Source organism: Bacillus sp. 05T21, assembly GCF_056396785.1.
This window is the reverse complement of sequence record NZ_JBFTMD010000018.1, coordinates 78,810-96,697: the sequence shown is the minus strand read 5'-3', so window position 1 is coordinate 96,697 and position 17,888 is coordinate 78,810. Positions and strand designations below refer to the sequence as shown.

Below are 17,888 nucleotides of genomic sequence, written 5' to 3'. Positions count from 1 at the left end.
AGAATTTTGCTGTTTGTCTTGAGAAGTATCATCTTGCTTAGAATTTTGCTGTTTGTCTTGAGAATTATCATCTTGCTTAGAATTTTGCTGTTTGTCTTGAGAAGTATCATCTTGCTTAGAGTTTTGATGCTTGTTTTGAGAAGTATCATCTTGCTTAGAACTTTGTTGTTTGTCTTGAGAAGTATCATCTTGCTTAGAATTTTGATGCTTGTTTTGAGAAGTATCATCTTGCTTAGAATTTTGCTGTTTGTCTTGAGAAGTATCATCTTGCTTAGAATTTTGCTGTTTGTCTTGAGAAGTATCATCTTGCTTAGAATTTTGCTGCTTGTTTTGAGAAGTATCATCTTGCTTAGAATTTTGCTGTTTGTCTTGAGAAGTATCATCAGTTTGTTCCGTACTTTTGGACTGGACATTCTTCTCTTTGTTATGTTCCTTTTGATCATCAGACTGTTGTTTCGAATCATCTGTCTCTTTTGTATTTGAGTTTTTTTTCTTACGTAACCAATTCCAAATCATATGTATGCCCTCTTTGATTGTGTAATATAGTGCTATTTTGTGGCTAATTTTGTATATTATTCATTTATTTATGAAAAGAAGGAGGAGATTGGTTTGCATAGAAAAAAACCTTTAGTAAGCAGTTCATAATATGACGGGAAGAAGGCGAGTCTGTGCAAATTGTAAAAAAGGAGAAGTTTGTTTTAACGGAGTTTGTGTTTGAAAATGGTAGGGAGATTCCTGTTCAAATGGGGTATGAGACGTACGGTACTTTAAATAGAGAAAGATCAAATGCGATTTTGGTTTGTCACTATTTTAGTGCAACAAGTCATGCGGCAGGAAAATATACAGAGCATGATGAGGGGGCTGGTTGGTGGGACGGATTAATTGGACCTGGGAAAGCAATTGATACAAATAAATATTTCATTATATGTACTGATAACCTTTGTAATGTACAAGTGAAGAACCCATATGTGATTACAACGGGGCCAAAATCGATAAATCCGATGACTGGTTTTGAGTATGCGATGGATTTTCCAGTTTTCACATTTTTAGATATAGCACGTATGCAATATGAGTTAATAAAAGATATGGGGATTGCTAGGTTACATGCTGTAATGGGGCCATCGGCAGGTGGGATGATTGCGCAGCAATGGACTGTCCACTATCCTCATATGGTGCAGCGAATGATTGGAGTTATTACGAATCCACAAAATCCAATTATAACGTCGGGAAATGTAGCGCAAAATGCGATTGAAGCAATTCAGCTTGATCCAAATTGGAAAGGTGGAAAGTACGGAGAGGAACAACCAACGAAGGGGCTTCATTTAGCGAATAAAATGATGTTTATGAACGCGTTCGATGAACATTTTTATGAAATGGCATTCCCGCGGAACAGTATAGAAATGGCACCTTATCAACAATTTTCTGCATTAACATCATTTGAGAAAGAAATAAATAAAGTGACATGTAAAAGTATAGATTTAGTAGATGCAAATTCATGGATGTATACTGCGAAAGCGGTCTTATTACATGATATTGCACATGGATTTTCTTCCTTAGAAGAGGCTCTTTCTAAGGTTGAAGCGAATGTACTCATGATTCCATGCAAACAAGATTTACTTCAGCCGCCTCGTTACAATTATAAAATGGTAGATATTTTGCAAAAGCAAGGGAAGTACGCAGAAGTATATGAGATAGAAAGTATAAATGGGCATATGGCAGGAGCGTTAGATGTTCATTTATTTGAAAAGAAAATTTATGAGTTTTTAAACCGGAAAGTATCTAGTTTTGTGTAGGAAATAATTAATGTGGAAAGGTGCATGATTTATAGTAGGCACCTTTTTTTACATGATTTGCAGACGGAAAATATATGAAGCGATTGATAAACCGAAGAAAGCTATACTAAGTAATAGAAATAAGAATGACATTTCTTGAGGGGATTTTATCTTTTTATTATTTTTCATACTAAGAGCAATAACTGCAAAAACTAAGAAAATGATGCCCATAATGAAAAGAAAAAGTGTCATTTTAACTGGCTCCTTTCATCAAACAAGTATATTGAGGATACAATGCGTCAGTTATGTTTGTAAAGAATAAGTTTTGCTGGAAAATTGAGAAATAAATGTTCCATTCTTTGCGTTCCTTCCTTCGCGTGCTAAAATTGATGAGAAATGATTGTTTAAAGAAGAAACTGAAGGTTTTATTGTATATAAGGAGGAACTACATATGACAGAAGTAAAAACAATTACTACAGAAGAAGTGCAAGAGCGTTTAGAAAATGGAGAAACATTATTTTTAGTAGATGTAAGGGAAGATGAAGAAGTAGCGGCAGGGAAAATTCCAGAAGCTGTACATATTAAAATGGGTGATATTCCAAATAAAGTAGATTTCTTTGAGAAAGAGAATGAATATATCTTTATTTGTCGTTCGGGAATGCGCAGTGAAAATGTATGCCATTATTTAAATGAACAAGGATTTAAAACAGTGAACATGGTTGGCGGTATGCTTCAATATGAAGGCGAAACTAAATAAGTAGCTGCAAAAACTTGAAACGAGTCTGTTTCAAGTTTTTTTCTTTTGCATACAGTATACAAAAGGGGGAGGGGTAAATGGGGATTAACATGCGTAAAGTAAAAATTATTAATAATACAGGGGCTGTTAATGTTGGCGACTGTTATAATATCGCACCTTTTGCTGTATCGAAAATATATGCGGGTGCTGGAGGATCGAGTGCGGCTGTTTTTTTAAATGGGAAACGACAGCCAGAAGCTGTGATTAGAACATCAGTGTTTCTTCCGCCATTAGCGACGAGTACACGTACATTAGGTTCATAAAGGAAAGGTAGAGTGTAAGTATGCCTGCACGTATTAAAGAATTTATTATCGTTAATAATACTGGGAATATATTTACAGGGGATAATTTGAGTGATACTTCATTTACTGCTTCGAAATCGTATAGTGGTTCAACGGGTTGCACTTGGATTGACGTTGTTACAGTAATAGGGACGGAGACGAAGCTTTGTTTACAACCGGGAGATTCGGTGACGACAACCTATACACGAGGTACCCCTGCTGGTACTGTAACGGGAACAAATATGGGGCAAGGTACAAATGTGTCGAGTATATCGCAAGCTGTCCCTAATACAGATAATATGGATTCAGTTGTTGGACTCCCTTAAGGAATTAAGGGAGTTTTTATTATTTAAAATAAAAATAGTCTTTGAGATTGTTTTTGTAAATACATATTAAGAAGAAGAGGTTTGTTTAAAGTAAAAAAGATGGTGTGTAGGTGGTGAAAGTGTGAAAGAGCGCGATAGACAAAATTCATTAAACTCTAATTTCAGAATTTCACCGAATCTTATTGGACCTACTTTTCCCCCCGTTCCAACGGGATTTACTGGCATTGGGATTACTGGTCCAACCGGTCCACAAGGCCCGACTGGCCCACAAGGACCAAGGGGATTTCAAGGTCCGATGGGGGCGATGGGCCCGACAGGACCTCAAGGAGTGCAAGGGATTCAAGGACCAGCTGGACAAATGGGTGCAACAGGACCAGAAGGACAGCAGGGACCACAAGGATTAAGGGGACCACAGGGAGAAACTGGAGCGACAGGACCTCAAGGAGTGCAAGGGTTACAAGGTCCAATTGGTCCAACCGGAGCGACTGGGGCACAAGGTATACAGGGGATACAGGGATTACAGGGGCCGATTGGAGCTACCGGGCCAGAGGGACCTCAAGGAATTCAAGGAGTGCAAGGGGTACCGGGTGCAACAGGTTCACAAGGAATACAAGGAGCTCAAGGGATACAAGGCCCACAAGGACCGAGTGGAAATACGGGAGCAACAGGAGCGACTGGTCAGGGGATTAGTGGTCCGACTGGAATAACAGGTCCAACAGGGATAACTGGCCCATCTGGAGGACCTCCAGGTCCGACTGGAGCAACTGGTGCGACAGGGCCAGGAGGTGGACCGAGTGGAAGTACAGGTGCGACGGGAGCGACTGGAAATACTGGAGTAACTGGAAGTGCGGGAGTGACTGGAAATACAGGTCCGAGTGGAAGTACAGGAGAAACAGGAGCACAGGGCCTGCAAGGAATACAAGGGGTTCAAGGGCCAATTGGACCAACGGGTCCAGAAGGTCCGCAAGGTATTCAAGGTATTCCTGGTCCGACGGGAGCAACTGGTGAGCAAGGAATCCAAGGGATTCAGGGAATTCAAGGGATAACGGGGGCAACAGGAGATCAAGGTCCGCAAGGTATACAAGGGGCCATAGGACCTCAAGGTATAACAGGAGCAACAGGAGATCAAGGCCCACAAGGAATACAAGGGGTACCTGGTCCAACCGGGGACACAGGCTCACAAGGAGTCCAAGGAATTCAAGGGCCAATGGGTGATATAGGACCAACAGGACCAGAAGGCCCAGAAGGACTTCAGGGTCCGCAAGGAATACAAGGAGTGCCAGGGCCAGCTGGAGCAACAGGTCCAGAGGGCCCACAAGGAATCCAAGGAATTCAAGGACCAATAGGAGTAACAGGTCCAGAAGGTCCACAAGGCATTCAGGGAATACAAGGGATTCAAGGTATAACAGGAGCAACCGGAGCACAAGGAGCAACTGGAGTTCAAGGTATTCAAGGGAATATAGGAGCAACAGGTCCAGAGGGCCCGCAAGGAGTGCAAGGTACTCAAGGGGATATAGGTCCAACAGGTCCAATGGGTCCACAGGGAGTTCAAGGAATACAAGGAATTCAAGGACCGACGGGTGCGCAAGGGGTGCAAGGCCCACAAGGAATTCAAGGAATCCAAGGGCCGACAGGAGTAACTGGAGATACGGGCACAACAGGGGCGACAGGGGAAGGGACTACAGGAGCAACTGGAGTAACGGGTCCATCAGGTGTAACGGGTCCATCAGGAGGCCCAGCCGGACCGACTGGCCCAACAGGTCCATCAGGTCCGACGGGAGTGACAGGTCCATCCGGTGGACCACCTGGCCCGACAGGAGCGACAGGTGTAACGGGAGGAATAGGAGATACGGGAGCAACAGGGGCGACGGGTGTGACCGGAGCAACTGGAGTAACTGGTGCAACCGGAGCAACGGGGCTGCAGGGTCCACAAGGAATACAAGGAGTACAAGGAGACATAGGCCCAACCGGTTCGCAAGGTGTTCAAGGTCCACAAGGGATCCAAGGTATAACGGGAGCAACGGGAGATCAAGGTCCGCAAGGAATTCAAGGCCCGCAAGGAATCCAAGGTCCAACAGGTCCTCAAGGAATCCAAGGAGGTCAAGGCCCACAAGGGATACAAGGGGCAACAGGTGCAACCGGAGCACAAGGCCCACAGGGAATTCAAGGGATACAAGGAGTGCAAGGTCCGACTGGTCCACAAGGCCCAACCGGAATACAAGGTGTGCAAGGAGAAATAGGTCCAACCGGTCCGCAAGGTGTGCAAGGTTTACAAGGTCCACAAGGCCCAACCGGGGACACGGGTCCAACAGGAGCGCAAGGCCCACAAGGAATTCAAGGTCCAACGGGAGCAACAGGGGCGACAGGTTCACAAGGAATTCAAGGTCCAACGGGAGCAACAGGGGCGACAGGTTCACAAGGAATTCAAGGTCCAACGGGGGCAACAGGAGCGACAGGTTCACAAGGAATTCAAGGTCCAACGGGGGCAACAGGAGCAACAGGAGCAACAGGAGCAACAGGTTCACAAGGAATTCAAGGTCCAACAGGAGCAACAGGAGCGACCGGGGTGACAGGAGTGACTGGAGTTAGTACAACTGCAACGTATGCATTTGCGAATAATACATCAGGAACCGCTATTTCCGTTTTATTAGGCGGTACGAATATCCCATTACCGAACAATCAAAATATTGGACCAGGAATAACCGTTAGTGGTGGAAATACTGTATTTACAGTTGCGAATGCAGGGAATTATTATATAGCCTATACAATTAATTTAACGGCAGGATTACTTGTCAGTTCTCGGATAACCGTAAATGGCAGTCCGCTTGCGGGAACGATAAACTCCCCGACAGTGGCTACTGGTTCATTTAGTGCACCAATAATTGCTAACTTGCCTGCTGGAGCTGCTATTAGTCTGCAGTTATTTGGATTAGTTGCAATAGCTACATTATCTACGACAACGCCAGGAGCTACTCTAACTATTATTAGATTAAGTTAATAAGCAAAAAAACCTTGGAACTTTTATGTTTCAAGGTTTTTTATCCCTCTATTTGTGGGCTAATAATCAGTGGGGATGGACAAAACCCCCACTGATTAAAGTTTCACTTTATTCACCTTAGCAAAAACATCGCGGTTCAAAAATATATTATAATAGAATGAAGAGAGGTATAAATTTGGCAGAAAGGGAGAGTGGCGATGCAGGAGAAGGTTAAAGATTTTTTCGGACGCCCACTTCAAGATTTACGCATCTCTGTCATTGATCGATGTAATTTACGGTGTACGTATTGTATGCCAGCGGAAGTGTTTGGTCCTGATTATGCTTTTTTGAAAGATGAGTTTTTACTGACATTTGATGAAATCGAGCGATTAGCAAAAGTATTTGTTAGCATCGGTGTACGGAAAATTAGACTTACTGGTGGTGAGCCCTTGCTCCGTAAGGATTTAACAAAACTTATCGAACGTCTCGTGAAAATTGACGGTTTAGTAGATATAGGATTAACGACAAATGCGATTCATTTAACGAAGCAAGCAAAGGCGTTAAAAGAAGCTGGGTTACACCGAGTAAATGTTAGTTTGGATGCGATAGATGATAATGTGTTCCGCGCAATTAATGGCCGGAATATGAATACGAAGCCGGTGTTAAAAGGGATTATGGCAGCGAAGGAAGCAGGCCTTGAAGTGAAAGTAAATATGGTTGTGAAAAAAGGGATGAACGATCATCAAGTACTTCCAGTTGCTGCGTATTTTAAAGAACAAGGAATCACGCTTAGGTTTATTGAGTTTATGGATGTTGGCAGTACGAATGGGTGGAATTTTGATCAAGTTATTACGAAAAGAGAATTAATTGATATGATTCATGGGGTGTATCCAATTGAGCCAGCTGAAGCTCATTATTTTGGTGAGGTTGCGAAGCGGTATCGATACGTTGGAACGAATGTAGAGGTTGGTTTTATTACCTCTGTTTCTGAGTCATTTTGTTCTTCTTGTACGAGAGCAAGAATTTCAGCAGATGGAAAGTTTTATACTTGCTTGTTTGCGACAGAAGGAATGGATTTAAGGAAACTTCTCAGGGAAAACCTTTCGGATAATGAGTTATTAAAAGCTATACAATATGTATGGAAGAATAGAAAAGATCGATATTCAGATGAACGGACAGAAGAAAGTGCGAAAAATCGTCCGAAAATTGAAATGTCTTATATAGGAGGATAAGAAAGGGGGATGTCGTATGCAAGAGCGATATTCAAGACAAATGTTATTTTCTGGTGTTGGGGAAGAAGGGCAACGGAAAATAAGAGGGAAGCATGTGCTCGTTATCGGTGCTGGTGCACTCGGAGCAGCGAATGCAGAAGCAATTGTTAGAGCAGGTGTTGGAAAAATAACAATTGCGGATCGTGATTATGTAGAATGGAGTAATTTACAAAGGCAACAATTATATACAGAAGAAGATGCAAAGCATTATAAACCGAAAGCAATAGCGGCAGCAGAACATTTAAAGGCAATTAATTCCGAAGTAGAAATTGTACCGGTTGTGACTGATGTAACGGTGCAAGAAATGGAAGAATTAATTAAAGGTGTAGATTTAATATTAGATGCGACAGATAATTTTGAAACGCGCCTTCTTATTAATGATATATCGCAGATGTATAACGTTCCGTGGATATACGGAGGATGCGTTGGAAGCTACGGAGTAACTTATACAATCTTGCCAGGAAAAACGCCGTGTTTTCGATGTTTAATGGAGCATCCAGCGAGCGGAGCGACATGTGATACGGCCGGTATTATACAGCCAGCAGTGCAATTAGTAGTTGCACATCAAATAACGGAAGCCTTGAAAATATTAGTAGAAGATTTTGAGGCACTTCGTGAAACGATGCTATCATTTGATCTTTGGAATAATCAGCAGATGGCATTTAAAGTGAATAGGCAGAAAAAGGATACATGTTTATCTTGTGGAAAGTTACGTACATATCCGAGTTTAACATTTGAAGCACAAACGAAAACAGAAGTATTATGTGGGCGAAATACAGTTCAAATCCGTCCAGGTGTGCGTCAGGGTTTTAATTTAGAAGAAATTAAAAAGCGCTTACAAAAAAGTGTGGATGTAAAAGCAACGCCGTATTTATTATCATTTCCAGTGGAAGAATATCGTTTTGTTTTATTTACAGATGGCAGGGCGTTTATTCATGGTACGAATGATATGAATGTTGCGAAACGACTATATGCAAGATATATAGGTTGAACCTAAAGGGGAGTCCTTTAGGTTCAAATGGAGAAGGTAGGATTAAGAATTTCTAATATAATCTCCATTTTTTCCGCCCGTTTTTTCAAGTAAGTACGTTTCGCCAATAATCATACCCTTATCAACGGCTTTACACATGTCATATACAGTAAGAGCGGTAGCGGAAGCAGCTGTTAAAGCTTCCATCTCAACGCCGGTACTACCTTCTGTTTTAACTTTTACTTCAATAAGTAGTCGATATTGTTCTTCTGATTGTTTCCAATTGAAAGAGACGTCAACACCTTTTAATAATAAAGGATGGCACATTGGGATAATATCAGAAGTACGTTTTGCAGCCATAATACCTGCGATTTGTGCGACGGCTAATACGTCACCTTTACCAATTTCGTTGCGTGAGATTTTATCAAAAATTTCTTTTGTAACGAGAATGCTAGAGCATGCTATTGCTGTTCGAACGGTTATTTTTTTGTCACTTATATCAACCATTTTAGCGCGCCCTTGGTCGTTGAAATGTGTGAATGAAGACATGGAATTCCTCCTTGAAGTAATTGCGATTTAATATATAAAGTGTAATCGAGATTAGATATTTTGCAAATATGAGGTGAGAAACAATGGTAGAAAAACGAATCCCGATTCAAGTTGCTGAGGCTGTAGAGCGGGTTATGAAATATGCTAAGCATGGTGAAGTAGAAGAAGTTTCTATTACAGAAAGTTACGGGAGGATTCTTGGAGAGGATGTTGTCTCAGATCACGACGTTCCTCACTTTGATCGTTCTCCTTACGATGGTTTCGCAATTCGAGCAGAAGACACGAAGGAAGCGGGTCAAGAGCATCCGATTGAATTTGAAGTAATAGGAGAGATCGGAGCAGGATCTGTTTTTGCAGAAGAAGTAGGGGCTTTTCAGGCGGTTCGTATTATGACAGGAGCAGCTATTCCAGAAGATTGCAATGCAGTCGTAATGCTAGAACTGACGGAAGGATTCGAGAGGAACGAAAGTACATATATGAAGTTAAAACGTCCTTTCCAAAACGGTGACAATGTGTCATTTAAAGGAGAAGATATAAAACAAAATCAAGTCCTCGTTAAGAAAGGTTTTGTAATCAATCCAGGTGTTGCCGCATTATTAGCGACGTTTGGATATAGCACTGTGAAAGTTGTAAAACAGCCTGTTGTCGGTATTGTAACGACGGGCAGCGAATTACTAGAAGTGCATGAGGCGTTAGAACCAGGAAAAATTAGAAATAGTAACTCTTACATGATTGCCGCTCAAATTATGAAAGCTGGCGGAAAAGTGCGTTACTATGGACAACTTGCTGATGAGTTAGATGCATGTTTTACAGCCGTTAAATCAGCGATGGGTGAGGTTGATATTTTAATTACAACGGGCGGTGTTTCAGTAGGAGATTACGACTACTTACCGGCTATTTATGCAAGGTTACAGGCGAATGTACTCTTTAATAAAATAGCGATGAGACCTGGAAGTGTAACGACAGTAGCTGAAGTTGATGGAAAGTTACTTTTCGGTTTATCAGGTAATCCGTCAGCTTGTTATGTAGGTTTCGAATTATTTGTACATCCAATTATGAAAACGTATTTGCATGCGAAGGAGCCTCACGTATATAGAACTGATGCTATTTTACAAAAAGATTTCCCGAAACCAAATCCGTTTACTCGTTTTGTAAGAGCGAAAGCGAGTATTGTTAATGGGGCACTACAAGCGATGCCAGTCGGTTTAGATAAATCGAGTGCGGTCTCTTCGCTTGCGGATGCAAATGCTTTTATCGTGCTGCCTGGAGGAACGAGAGGATTTGAAGCAGGAATGAAAGTGTCTGTATTATTGTTAGAATGCTCTGAGGGAAGTGATTGGCCGTGGGCAAAGCCTCTTCAATCTTACAAATAGTAGGGTATCAAAATAGCGGGAAAACAACACTTGTAGAGAAGATGGTGCATGCATTAACTGAAAGAGAAATGAAGGTTGCTACAATTAAACATCATGGTCACGGGGGCTTTCCTGAAGTAGCGCAAAAAGACAGTGAAAGACACAGAAAAGCTGGTGCTGTAGTAAGTAGTGTAGAAGGTGCTGGATTACTATCTTTGTCCTCTTTGCGAGATGAATGGTCCTTGCAAGAAATTATCCGCTTGTACGAATTTTTTGAAGTAGATACGATTTTAATAGAGGGCTATAAAGCTGAGAACTATCCGAAAGTAGTGTTACTTCGTTCTGCGGAAGACGCTGAACTTTTACATAAAGTAGAAAATATAGCGGCAGTTATTACGTGGTATGATGCTTCGTCAAATGTGCGAGAAGAATATAAAGTATTTCATATAACAGAAGAAAAATTGTATATAGACTGGTTTTTACAAACGGCTAGGGGTGCAAAATGATAAATACGTATTATGAAGTAATTGATACAGAAATCTCGATTGAAGAGGTGACAAAGAAAGTAGTTCGCCGTGAATGTGGTGCTGTTACAACATTTATCGGGACAGTTAGGGAGTTTACGAAAGGGCGTCGTACACTATACTTAGAGTATGTAGCTTATAAGACGATGGCAGAAAAGATGCTACAGAAAATTGGGTCAGAAGTGAAGGAGAAGTGGCCCGGTACACATGTTGCGATTACGCATCGCATCGGCACGCTACAAATTTCTGATATAGCGGTTGTTGTTGCTGTATCAACGCCTCATCGCAAAGAGGCTTATGAAGCGAATGAATATATTATGGAGCGTATTAAGCAAATTGTTCCAATTTGGAAAAAGGAATTTTGGGAAGATGGTGACTCATGGATTGGTGACCAATTAGAAAAAACACCATATCCAGCAGGAGAGCCTGGGAAGGAGTTATAAATATGATTCGAGTATTGTTATTTGCGAACTTGCAAGAAGAAGCAGGAACGAGTGAATTACAAATAGAGAAAGAAAATATTACTGTTGCAGAGTTAAAAGATATTGTTGCGAAAGAATATAATGTACCAGTGTCAGCGCCAATTATGGTTGCGATTAATGAAGAGTACGCGAATGAAGATGATACGATACAATCTGGTGATGTAGTTGCACTAATACCACCAGTGAGTGGTGGTTAATATTGGATTTATGCTATAAAAAACGACTTTCCTAAATAGGGAAAGTCGTTTTTTTATGGCATTTTGGAGAACACTATCTTATAGGAAAAGGAGGAAGTTATGAAAAAGATATGTGTAATGATTGCAATGATATGTTCTGTTTTTTTCTTTTCTCCAAGCAATTCTTTGGCAAAAGAATCGACGGAACAGCTTTTAGAAAGTGCGTTACTGAATCGATATTACTCGGTTATAAGGCAAGTGACAGAAGATCAATATGAATGTGACTCAGTTACAAATATAAAGCGTCTAGGCAAGAAAGATGAGTTTGTTCCTAGGTTTGAAGTTACGATACAATTTCTTACATTTCAAGGGGCACATAATCCGCCGAATGATAAAGTTACACTTACTTTGGAAGACAATTTAGATCACATAAAGATAAAGAAAGTGGAGCGAGAAAAGAATGTTTCTGGTGCTATTGTAGAAAAGATTTGTGCACGAAAAAACGAAAAAATAAAAGCTCACTCTAATGATTTAGAGCGATAACCTATGACATTTTGTAGAGAAAGGTAATGAGCGATGGATATACTTTTAGCGATTTTACCAGCTATATTTTGGGGGAGTATTGTGCTATTTAACGTGAAACTAGGCGGGGGACCGTATAGTCAAACGCTCGGTACAACGTTCGGTGCACTTATCTTCTCAATTGTCGTTTATATTTTTATGAAGCCGGTATTAACTCCGACCGTTATTGGAGTTGGAATTGTATCTGGCTTATTTTGGGCACTTGGTCAAGCGAATCAATTAAAAAGTATTGATTTAATGGGTGTTTCTAGAACGATGCCGATTTCAACAGGGCTTCAATTAGTCGCGACAACATTATTTGGGGTTATCGTGTTTCATGAATGGTCAACGACGATATCGGTCGTTCTTGGAGTTTTGGCGCTCGTTTGTATTATTATCGGGGTTATTTTAACATCGCTTCAAAGTAAAGAAGAGAAGAATGCAGAGCAAGCAGGAAATTTTAAAAAAGGAATTATTATTTTATTAATTTCAACAGTCGGTTATTTAGTTTACGTAGTAGTTATCCGGTTATTTAACGTGAACGGTTGGTCGGCTTTATTACCACAAGCGGTCGGTATGGTATTAGGCGGGATTTTACTCACATTTAAACATCATCCATTCAATAAATATGCGATTCGAAATATTCTTCCAGGATTGATTTGGGCAGCTGGAAATATGTTTTTATTCATTTCGCAGCCAAGAGTTGGGGTCGCAACAAGCTTTTCCCTTTCACAAATGGGAATTATTATTTCGACGCTTGGGGGGATTTTTATATTAGGTGAAAGGAAAACGAAGCGTCAATTAATTGGGATTGTTATTGGTATCGTTTTTATTATTGCAGCTGGAATTATGCTGGGGATTGCGAAAGGTTAAGGAGGTATTAAAATGTATAGCGATTTAGAAGGGAAAGTCGTCGTTATTACAGGGTCAGCAACTGGTCTTGGAAGAGCCATGGGAGTAAGATTTGCTAAAGAGAAGGCGAAAGTTGTTATTAACTACCGCTCAAGAGAGTCAGAAGCGAACGATGTATTAGAAGAAATAAAAAAGGTAGGTGGAGAAGCGATTGCTGTAAAAGGTGATGTGACGGTCGAGGCAGATGTTGTAAATCTCATTCAATCTGCTGTGAAAGAGTTTGGTACGCTCGACGTCATGATTAATAATGCAGGGATAGAAAACGCGGTACCGTCGCATGAAATGCCGTTAGAGGATTGGAATAAAGTAATTCATACAAATTTAACAGGTGCTTTTTTAGGAAGTCGTGAAGCGATTAAATATTTTGTGGAACACGATATTAAAGGTTCGGTTATTAATATGTCTAGTGTTCATGAGAAAATCCCGTGGCCATTATTTGTGCATTATGCGGCTAGTAAGGGGGGGATTAAGCTTATGACAGAAACGTTAGCGTTAGAATATGCACCAAAAGGTATTCGGGTAAATAATATTGGGCCTGGTGCAATTAATACGCCAATTAATGCTGAAAAATTTGCTGACCCGAAAAAACGTGACGACGTAGAAAGTATGATTCCAATGGGTTACATTGGAAAACCTGAAGAAATCGCAGCAGTAGCAACGTGGCTCGCTTCAGCAGAGGCAAGTTACGTAACTGGAATTACGTTATTTGCAGATGGTGGAATGACTTTATACCCATCGTTTCAAGCGGGGCGTGGGTAATATGAAAGGCCAAAGAGATTTAACTCTTTGGCCTTTTTTACGCAAAAAAAAATAGCGGTCGGCTATTTTTAAAATTAATGATTGATTGTATCTTGAAGAAATTCTGTTGCTTGATGTTCTGAAACATTCTGTACGAGCGCAACTTCACTAATAACCATTTTACGCGCATTATCTAGCATTTGTTTTTCGCTCGCATTTAATGCTCTTTCTTTATTGCGACGAAGTAAATCACGAACAACTTCTGCACTATCTTGAAGATTGCCGTTCTTCATTTTTTCCATATTCATTGTATATCTTTGTTTCCAAGAGAGTGAGGGGTCTGATTCCCCATGATGAAATTCAAGAAGTATACCATCTAACGTACCTTTATCGACGATATAACGTATACCTGATTTTTGTAATTGATTCATCGGAAGCATTACTTGCATATCTTTACTAATGATGCGTATAACACAATATTGACGCGTAGTGCCTAATATTTCTTTCTCTTCAATTGCTTCGATGATTCCTGCACCGTGCATTGGATAAACGATTTTATCACCAATTTGAAACAAATCATCCACCTCCGTATGTGGTAACTACTTTTAATGATAACATACTAGGATAAAAATGTCAAATTTTATATAATATCACATCTGATATGCTGTAGTCAATATATAAAAGTCGTTTTTTTGTTTGTTTTTTTGCTCTTATAAGTTGAATAAATAGGGGGAATTTTTTTAGAAAAATAGTACAGGCGCAGAAAGAGAGCATATCCACTTATTTTTAAGCATAAAATATAAAATCGCTAATACAATATACCTAAATCCGTTCTTTGCAAGGGAGGGAKAGAWGGTGGGGCGCACAATTARAATTGATATTACRAATAARGTWGTAGCWARATTTARRYMARATTATTTRGAATTATATACRARTAARTTTATGATAGGTAAGTTTTATGTCTATACTGAAGATAAACAATATGTGTTAGAAGACGGATATATATATGAAGATGGAAAGTTTTATCGCATCATAGATACGCACCGTGGCAATAAACAAGCGGCGGAGGGCTGCGATCTAGGATGGTGTTAACATGATTCGTGTGAAAGTGTTTGATGAAAGTCATGAAAAGGACTTAGAAGACGCTGTAAATGTATTTTTGAAAAAAATTGAAGATGGAAATTTTGTAGATATAAAGTATCAAGTTGGTGTTTCAATTAACGATGATGAAAATCAAATTTATTGTTTTTCAGCGATGATTGTTTATAAAGCATAAAAAAGAGCTGGGGAGCCAGCTCTTTTTTATGCTTTACGTTGGGACAACATGTGTCGGTAAAATATTCATAATAGATTGTGTTGCGCCTGTTTTCTTTTCCGTTAAAAGAACTTTTCCTGTTTCATGATCCTGAGCATCAGTGCACATACCGAGGTGATAACGATCACCTAAAAATGGATCAATATAAAAACCGTTTTTGAAAACTTTATCATTCGGGTGTTTTTCATGGTGAATTTCAGAACAGTTAATGCAATAGAACATAGCTTTCATCTCCTTTTTATTTTTGTTTAAAAAAGTGGGTCGGTAGTCATTTCGCTCCTAAGGAAATGTTGAGGAGAAGAGAAATAACTACCTACCCAAATGGCGGGCATACTCCTTCTGATCTTTACATATCTCGCGTATTGTCCCCGAGGGAAGGAGGAGAGACGAAGTACAGATGAGATAAGTTAGGCGCTTCTCTCAATAGGAGTGATAGGGTTCATGTTGAGGGAATTTTCTATTTTTCATTGCCTTTGTGAGTATATTATGAAGGAATGGTGAGAGGGTGTTTGTCCTGTTGAAAAAATGTTGAGAATTTCTCAACAGTGAAAAAGAGTCTTTCTTGACATGAAACCAAAAGGTGTTATATTGTTGAAGTGAAACTAAAAGGTGTTATATTTTAATGCCGAATAAAGGAGATATAAAATGGAACAACAAAATACATTAAATGATATTAAACAAACAATCGTTTTTAACGCGTCTATTCAAAAAGTATGGAATGTAGTATCAACTGCAGAAGGAATTGCGTCATGGTTTATGCCAAATGATTTTGAATTAGAGGTAGGACATGAGTTTCATGTGCAATCGCCATTTGGGCCATCACCATGTAAAGTGTTAGAAATTGATGAGCCAAACCATCTATCTTTCTCATGGGATACAGATGGCTGGGTCGTTTCATTTAATCTGAAAGACCTAGGAGATAGTAAAACAGAATTTACGTTAATTCACGGCGGCTGGAAACATCCTGATGAAATCCTCCCAAAACCAAATGCGAAGAGCTCTATTATTCACGAAAGAATGAGCGGCGGCTGGGTAGCGATTGTAAATGAAAAACTGAAAAAGGTTGTCGAAGGCTAAGTGTCCTCATCAGTAGCGAAATATGATGTATTTCAAGCAATTGCTGATCCAACCCGCCGAGAAGTAATACGGTTATTAAGTGACAAAGAGTTACCAATTTCAAAAATAACGGATCATTTTCCGATGAGTCGTACTGCTGTTGTAAAGCACCTTCATATTCTTTCAGAAGCGAATTTAGTGAGTGGAAGAAAGAGCGGAAGAGAGAAGATATATCGTTTGCATCCAGAACCATTAGAGGAATTACAGCAGTGGCTCTCGTACTATGAACGATTTTGGGATAATAAATTGTCCATGCTTAAACATATTGTGGAGAATGAAGAGTAGATTTTATGCAAAAAGGATGACCAAAATGGTCATCCTCTTTTTATTGTTCACTTGTTTGTTTAGTTGGCTTTAATAGGATCCAAGCGATAATTAATGTGAATACCGCTAATACGAAAGTGCTCATATAAATGACGTGTACACTTGATGCTAATGCGGATTGTGATTCGGTTGCTACGTTTGCTGTAGCCCCTCCATGTCCGCCAGAAGAAACAAGATCAAGGTTTTTAATGCCGCGTGCATGAATCATCGTATTGAAGATCGTTCCGAAGATTGCAGCTCCTAGTGTTTGACTAAATGTATTAATAAATGTATTTAAACCAACTGCCGTTCCGCGCGTATTCGCCGGTACAGCTGCTTGAATTGTTACCATGTAAATTGGTGTAACAAGCCCCATTCCTAAGCCGAATAATCCGACTGCAACATAAATAAGGAATGATGGTGAATCTGTTGATAATGTAAATAATAAGAAAGTAGCAACTGATAAAATGCTAGCTCCAAGTAAAATAATTTGTTTCGTTTGTAACTTGCCAACTAAGTTGCCGGAGAACATAGCACCGAATGTCCACATAACAGGAATCGGCATTAAAATGAGTCCAGCCTCTGTCGCATTTTTTCCTAAAACACCTTGGCTCCAAATTGGAAGATACACTGTAATACTAATAATCATTGCGCCAGCAATAAGTGTTAGTATGTTTATTGTAGATAATGTACGGTTAGAGAAAAGTGCTAGCGGAATTAATGGTTCCGGAGACTTTTTCTCGATGTATAAGAAAATAATGAATGAAACAGCGGCAAAGATTAATAGGCCGATAATTGAAATGTCTCCCCAGTTTTGCTTACTGCTACCTGTTAATAATGCGTATAGTAAAGCAATTGTACTTAATGAGAAAACTGTCGCACCAAGATAGTCGATATGTTGCTTAGCGGCGGACTTAACAGATTCCTTATAAGAAGTGGCAAACATTAAGCAAGCGATAATTCCAAAAGGAACGTTTAAGAAGAAAATATAGCGCCAAGAAAGAGAATCAACTAAAAATCCACCTACTAACGGCCCAATAACACCAGATACACCCCAAACTGCACTCATCCAGCCTTGTGCTTTCGCGCGGTCTTTCGCTTCGCTATATAGGTCTCCAATAATCGTCATTGTGATCGGCATAACAGCACCAGCCCCTATACCTTGAAGAGCACGGAAGAAGATTAATTGTTCCATTGATGTAACGACTCCGCAAAGTGCAGAACCGATTAAGAAGATTGTTGCTCCGATGAGCAGAACTTTTTTACGGCCGAATAAATCAGCTAGCTTTCCGTATATTGGAGTCGAAACAGCTGTTGCAAGCATATAGATTGCATATACCCAACTAACAAGTTCGACGCCTGACAAATCACTCGTTATACGAGGGATCGCTGTACTAACAATCGTTCCTTCTACCGCAGAAAGAAACGTCATTAGCATTAAAGACATCATGACTTTTTTTCTCATTT

The 17,888-nt window shown here is 40.0% G+C and carries 23 protein-coding genes and 1 pseudogene; 18 read left to right on the top strand and 6 right to left on the bottom strand.

The features are described 5' to 3' along the window. Window positions 1-516: pseudogene (locus AC1DKZ_RS24180) on the bottom strand (spore germination protein); the annotation flags it as partial. A 152-nt stretch (window positions 517-668) separates the two neighbouring features. Here AC1DKZ_RS24180 and AC1DKZ_RS24175 point away from each other — a divergent pair. After that, the gene (locus AC1DKZ_RS24175) at window positions 669-1,793 is read left to right on the top strand and encodes a homoserine O-acetyltransferase family protein (protein WP_476997217.1); all 1,125 of its coding nucleotides are present in this window, start codon (window positions 669-671) and stop codon (window positions 1,791-1,793) included. 48 nt (window positions 1,794-1,841) lie between these two features. Here the strand turns inward: AC1DKZ_RS24175 and AC1DKZ_RS24170 are convergent, their stop codons facing one another. Further along, complete coding sequence (locus AC1DKZ_RS24170) at window positions 1,842-2,024, bottom strand: hypothetical protein (protein WP_002129493.1); 183 nt, start codon at window positions 2,022-2,024, stop codon at window positions 1,842-1,844. Between the two features lie 199 nt (window positions 2,025-2,223). On the opposite strand from AC1DKZ_RS24170, the gene AC1DKZ_RS24165 reads away from it, so the two are divergent. The 6 genes from AC1DKZ_RS24165 to AC1DKZ_RS24140 all read left to right on the top strand — a co-directional run bounded on the left by AC1DKZ_RS24165 (window position 2,224) and on the right by AC1DKZ_RS24140 (window position 8,414). Continuing rightward, entirely contained in the window at window positions 2,224-2,529 is a 306-nt protein-coding gene (locus tag AC1DKZ_RS24165; protein ID WP_000141214.1) for a rhodanese-like domain-containing protein, read from the top strand. 77 nt (window positions 2,530-2,606) lie between these two features. Further along, window positions 2,607-2,831: a spore germination protein gene (locus tag AC1DKZ_RS24160; RefSeq protein WP_113935770.1), complete on the top strand. Its 225-nt coding sequence runs from the start codon at window positions 2,607-2,609 to the stop codon at window positions 2,829-2,831. A gap of 20 nt (window positions 2,832-2,851) precedes the next feature. Beyond that, window positions 2,852-3,175, top strand: coding sequence for a hypothetical protein (locus AC1DKZ_RS24155; RefSeq protein WP_242248663.1), 324 nt, complete (start codon window positions 2,852-2,854; stop codon window positions 3,173-3,175). 121 nt (window positions 3,176-3,296) lie between these two features. After that, a complete protein-coding gene (locus AC1DKZ_RS24150) occupies window positions 3,297-6,173 on the top strand; it encodes a BclA-related collagen-like exosporium protein (RefSeq protein ID WP_476997216.1) in 2,877 nt (958 codons plus the stop codon). A 197-nt stretch (window positions 6,174-6,370) separates the two neighbouring features. Beyond that, the gene (moaA, locus tag AC1DKZ_RS24145; RefSeq protein WP_427278845.1) at window positions 6,371-7,384 is read left to right on the top strand and encodes a GTP 3',8-cyclase MoaA; all 1,014 of its coding nucleotides are present in this window, start codon (window positions 6,371-6,373) and stop codon (window positions 7,382-7,384) included. 16 nt (window positions 7,385-7,400) lie between these two features. Then, window positions 7,401-8,414: a molybdopterin-synthase adenylyltransferase MoeB gene (locus tag AC1DKZ_RS24140; RefSeq protein WP_002067678.1), complete on the top strand. Its 1,014-nt coding sequence runs from the start codon at window positions 7,401-7,403 to the stop codon at window positions 8,412-8,414. Window positions 8,415-8,456: 42 nt separating this feature from the next. Here the strand turns inward: AC1DKZ_RS24140 and moaC are convergent, their stop codons facing one another. Then, window positions 8,457-8,942 (bottom strand): cyclic pyranopterin monophosphate synthase MoaC, encoded by a 486-nt coding sequence (moaC, locus tag AC1DKZ_RS24135; RefSeq protein ID WP_016095969.1) that lies wholly within the window; start codon window positions 8,940-8,942, stop codon window positions 8,457-8,459. An 83-nt stretch (window positions 8,943-9,025) separates the two neighbouring features. On the opposite strand from moaC, the gene AC1DKZ_RS24130 reads away from it, so the two are divergent. The 7 genes from AC1DKZ_RS24130 (at window position 9,026) to AC1DKZ_RS24100 (ending at window position 13,708) form a co-directional block, all read left to right on the top strand. Further along, on the top strand, window positions 9,026-10,315 hold the full coding sequence (locus tag AC1DKZ_RS24130; protein ID WP_002089068.1) for a molybdopterin molybdotransferase MoeA: 1,290 nt from the start codon (window positions 9,026-9,028) through the stop codon (window positions 10,313-10,315). Next, entirely contained in the window at window positions 10,279-10,800 is a 522-nt protein-coding gene (mobB, locus tag AC1DKZ_RS24125) for a molybdopterin-guanine dinucleotide biosynthesis protein B (RefSeq protein WP_002089067.1), read from the top strand. Before AC1DKZ_RS24130 ends, mobB begins: the two co-directional genes overlap by 37 nt. Further along, entirely contained in the window at window positions 10,797-11,261 is a 465-nt protein-coding gene (gene moaE / locus AC1DKZ_RS24120; RefSeq protein ID WP_002129479.1) for a molybdopterin synthase catalytic subunit MoaE, read from the top strand. Before mobB ends, moaE begins: the two co-directional genes overlap by 4 nt. Window positions 11,262-11,263: 2 nt before the next feature. Then, window positions 11,264-11,497, top strand: coding sequence for a molybdopterin converting factor subunit 1 (moaD, locus tag AC1DKZ_RS24115; RefSeq protein ID WP_000621795.1), 234 nt, complete (start codon window positions 11,264-11,266; stop codon window positions 11,495-11,497). A gap of 99 nt (window positions 11,498-11,596) precedes the next feature. After that, complete coding sequence (locus tag AC1DKZ_RS24110) at window positions 11,597-12,019, top strand: DUF3888 domain-containing protein (RefSeq protein WP_002089063.1); 423 nt, start codon at window positions 11,597-11,599, stop codon at window positions 12,017-12,019. Window positions 12,020-12,052: 33 nt separating this feature from the next. Next, window positions 12,053-12,910, top strand: coding sequence for a glucose uptake protein GlcU (gene glcU, locus AC1DKZ_RS24105; protein WP_002129475.1), 858 nt, complete (start codon window positions 12,053-12,055; stop codon window positions 12,908-12,910). A 12-nt stretch (window positions 12,911-12,922) separates the two neighbouring features. Beyond that, window positions 12,923-13,708, top strand: a complete 786-nt coding sequence (locus AC1DKZ_RS24100) for a glucose 1-dehydrogenase (RefSeq protein WP_002015659.1) — start codon at window positions 12,923-12,925, stop codon at window positions 13,706-13,708. Window positions 13,709-13,782: 74 nt separating this feature from the next. Here the strand turns inward: AC1DKZ_RS24100 and AC1DKZ_RS24095 are convergent, their stop codons facing one another. Next, entirely contained in the window at window positions 13,783-14,262 is a 480-nt protein-coding gene (locus tag AC1DKZ_RS24095; protein WP_002089061.1) for a CarD family transcriptional regulator, read from the bottom strand. A gap of 280 nt (window positions 14,263-14,542) precedes the next feature. Here AC1DKZ_RS24095 and AC1DKZ_RS24090 point away from each other — a divergent pair, with 280 nt between their 5' ends. Next, window positions 14,543-14,779 (top strand): DUF2553 family protein, encoded by a 237-nt coding sequence (locus tag AC1DKZ_RS24090; RefSeq protein WP_476997215.1) that lies wholly within the window; start codon window positions 14,543-14,545, stop codon window positions 14,777-14,779. Window position 14,780: 1 nt separating this feature from the next. Beyond that, a complete protein-coding gene (locus AC1DKZ_RS24085) occupies window positions 14,781-14,963 on the top strand; it encodes a sporulation protein Cse60 (RefSeq protein ID WP_476997214.1) in 183 nt (60 codons plus the stop codon). A 33-nt stretch (window positions 14,964-14,996) separates the two neighbouring features. Here the strand turns inward: AC1DKZ_RS24085 and AC1DKZ_RS24080 are convergent, their stop codons facing one another. After that, on the bottom strand, window positions 14,997-15,224 hold the full coding sequence (locus AC1DKZ_RS24080; protein ID WP_002138690.1) for a DUF3973 domain-containing protein: 228 nt from the start codon (window positions 15,222-15,224) through the stop codon (window positions 14,997-14,999). A 423-nt stretch (window positions 15,225-15,647) separates the two neighbouring features. On the opposite strand from AC1DKZ_RS24080, the gene AC1DKZ_RS24075 reads away from it, so the two are divergent. Both AC1DKZ_RS24075 and AC1DKZ_RS24070 read left to right on the top strand, forming a co-directional pair. Continuing rightward, complete coding sequence (locus AC1DKZ_RS24075; RefSeq protein ID WP_476997213.1) at window positions 15,648-16,079, top strand: SRPBCC family protein; 432 nt, start codon at window positions 15,648-15,650, stop codon at window positions 16,077-16,079. Then, the gene (locus AC1DKZ_RS24070) at window positions 16,080-16,403 is read left to right on the top strand and encodes an ArsR/SmtB family transcription factor (protein ID WP_113935762.1); all 324 of its coding nucleotides are present in this window, start codon (window positions 16,080-16,082) and stop codon (window positions 16,401-16,403) included. Window positions 16,404-16,443: 40 nt separating this feature from the next. Here the strand turns inward: AC1DKZ_RS24070 and AC1DKZ_RS24065 are convergent, their stop codons facing one another. Then, window positions 16,444-17,886 (bottom strand): MDR family MFS transporter, encoded by a 1,443-nt coding sequence (locus AC1DKZ_RS24065; RefSeq protein WP_215551568.1) that lies wholly within the window; start codon window positions 17,884-17,886, stop codon window positions 16,444-16,446. Window positions 17,887-17,888 lie beyond the last annotated feature (2 nt).

Excerpts from the sequence above, each read along its gene's own strand:
- AC1DKZ_RS24170 (WP_002129493.1), bottom strand. The coding sequence starts at position 2,024 with ATGACACTTTTTCTTTTCATTATGGGCATCATTTTCTTAGTTTTTGCA.
- AC1DKZ_RS24165 (WP_000141214.1), top strand. The coding sequence starts at position 2,224 with ATGACAGAAGTAAAAACAATTACTACAGAAGAAGTGCAAGAGCGTTTA.
- AC1DKZ_RS24160 (WP_113935770.1), top strand. The coding sequence starts at position 2,607 with ATGGGGATTAACATGCGTAAAGTAAAAATTATTAATAATACAGGGGCT.
- AC1DKZ_RS24155 (WP_242248663.1), top strand. The coding sequence starts at position 2,852 with ATGCCTGCACGTATTAAAGAATTTATTATCGTTAATAATACTGGGAAT.
- moaA (WP_427278845.1), top strand. The coding sequence starts at position 6,371 with ATGCAGGAGAAGGTTAAAGATTTTTTCGGACGCCCACTTCAAGATTTA.
- AC1DKZ_RS24140 (WP_002067678.1), top strand. The coding sequence starts at position 7,401 with ATGCAAGAGCGATATTCAAGACAAATGTTATTTTCTGGTGTTGGGGAA.
- moaC (WP_016095969.1), bottom strand. The coding sequence starts at position 8,942 with ATGTCTTCATTCACACATTTCAACGACCAAGGGCGCGCTAAAATGGTT.
- AC1DKZ_RS24130 (WP_002089068.1), top strand. The coding sequence starts at position 9,026 with ATGGTAGAAAAACGAATCCCGATTCAAGTTGCTGAGGCTGTAGAGCGG.
- moaE (WP_002129479.1), top strand. The coding sequence starts at position 10,797 with ATGATAAATACGTATTATGAAGTAATTGATACAGAAATCTCGATTGAA.
- moaD (WP_000621795.1), top strand. The coding sequence starts at position 11,264 with ATGATTCGAGTATTGTTATTTGCGAACTTGCAAGAAGAAGCAGGAACG.
- AC1DKZ_RS24110 (WP_002089063.1), top strand. The coding sequence starts at position 11,597 with ATGAAAAAGATATGTGTAATGATTGCAATGATATGTTCTGTTTTTTTC.
- glcU (WP_002129475.1), top strand. The coding sequence starts at position 12,053 with ATGGATATACTTTTAGCGATTTTACCAGCTATATTTTGGGGGAGTATT.
- AC1DKZ_RS24100 (WP_002015659.1), top strand. The coding sequence starts at position 12,923 with ATGTATAGCGATTTAGAAGGGAAAGTCGTCGTTATTACAGGGTCAGCA.
- AC1DKZ_RS24085 (WP_476997214.1), top strand. The coding sequence starts at position 14,781 with ATGATTCGTGTGAAAGTGTTTGATGAAAGTCATGAAAAGGACTTAGAA.
- AC1DKZ_RS24080 (WP_002138690.1), bottom strand. The coding sequence starts at position 15,224 with ATGTTCTATTGCATTAACTGTTCTGAAATTCACCATGAAAAACACCCG.
- AC1DKZ_RS24075 (WP_476997213.1), top strand. The coding sequence starts at position 15,648 with ATGGAACAACAAAATACATTAAATGATATTAAACAAACAATCGTTTTT.
- AC1DKZ_RS24065 (WP_215551568.1), bottom strand. The coding sequence starts at position 17,886 with ATGAGAAAAAAAGTCATGATGTCTTTAATGCTAATGACGTTTCTTTCT.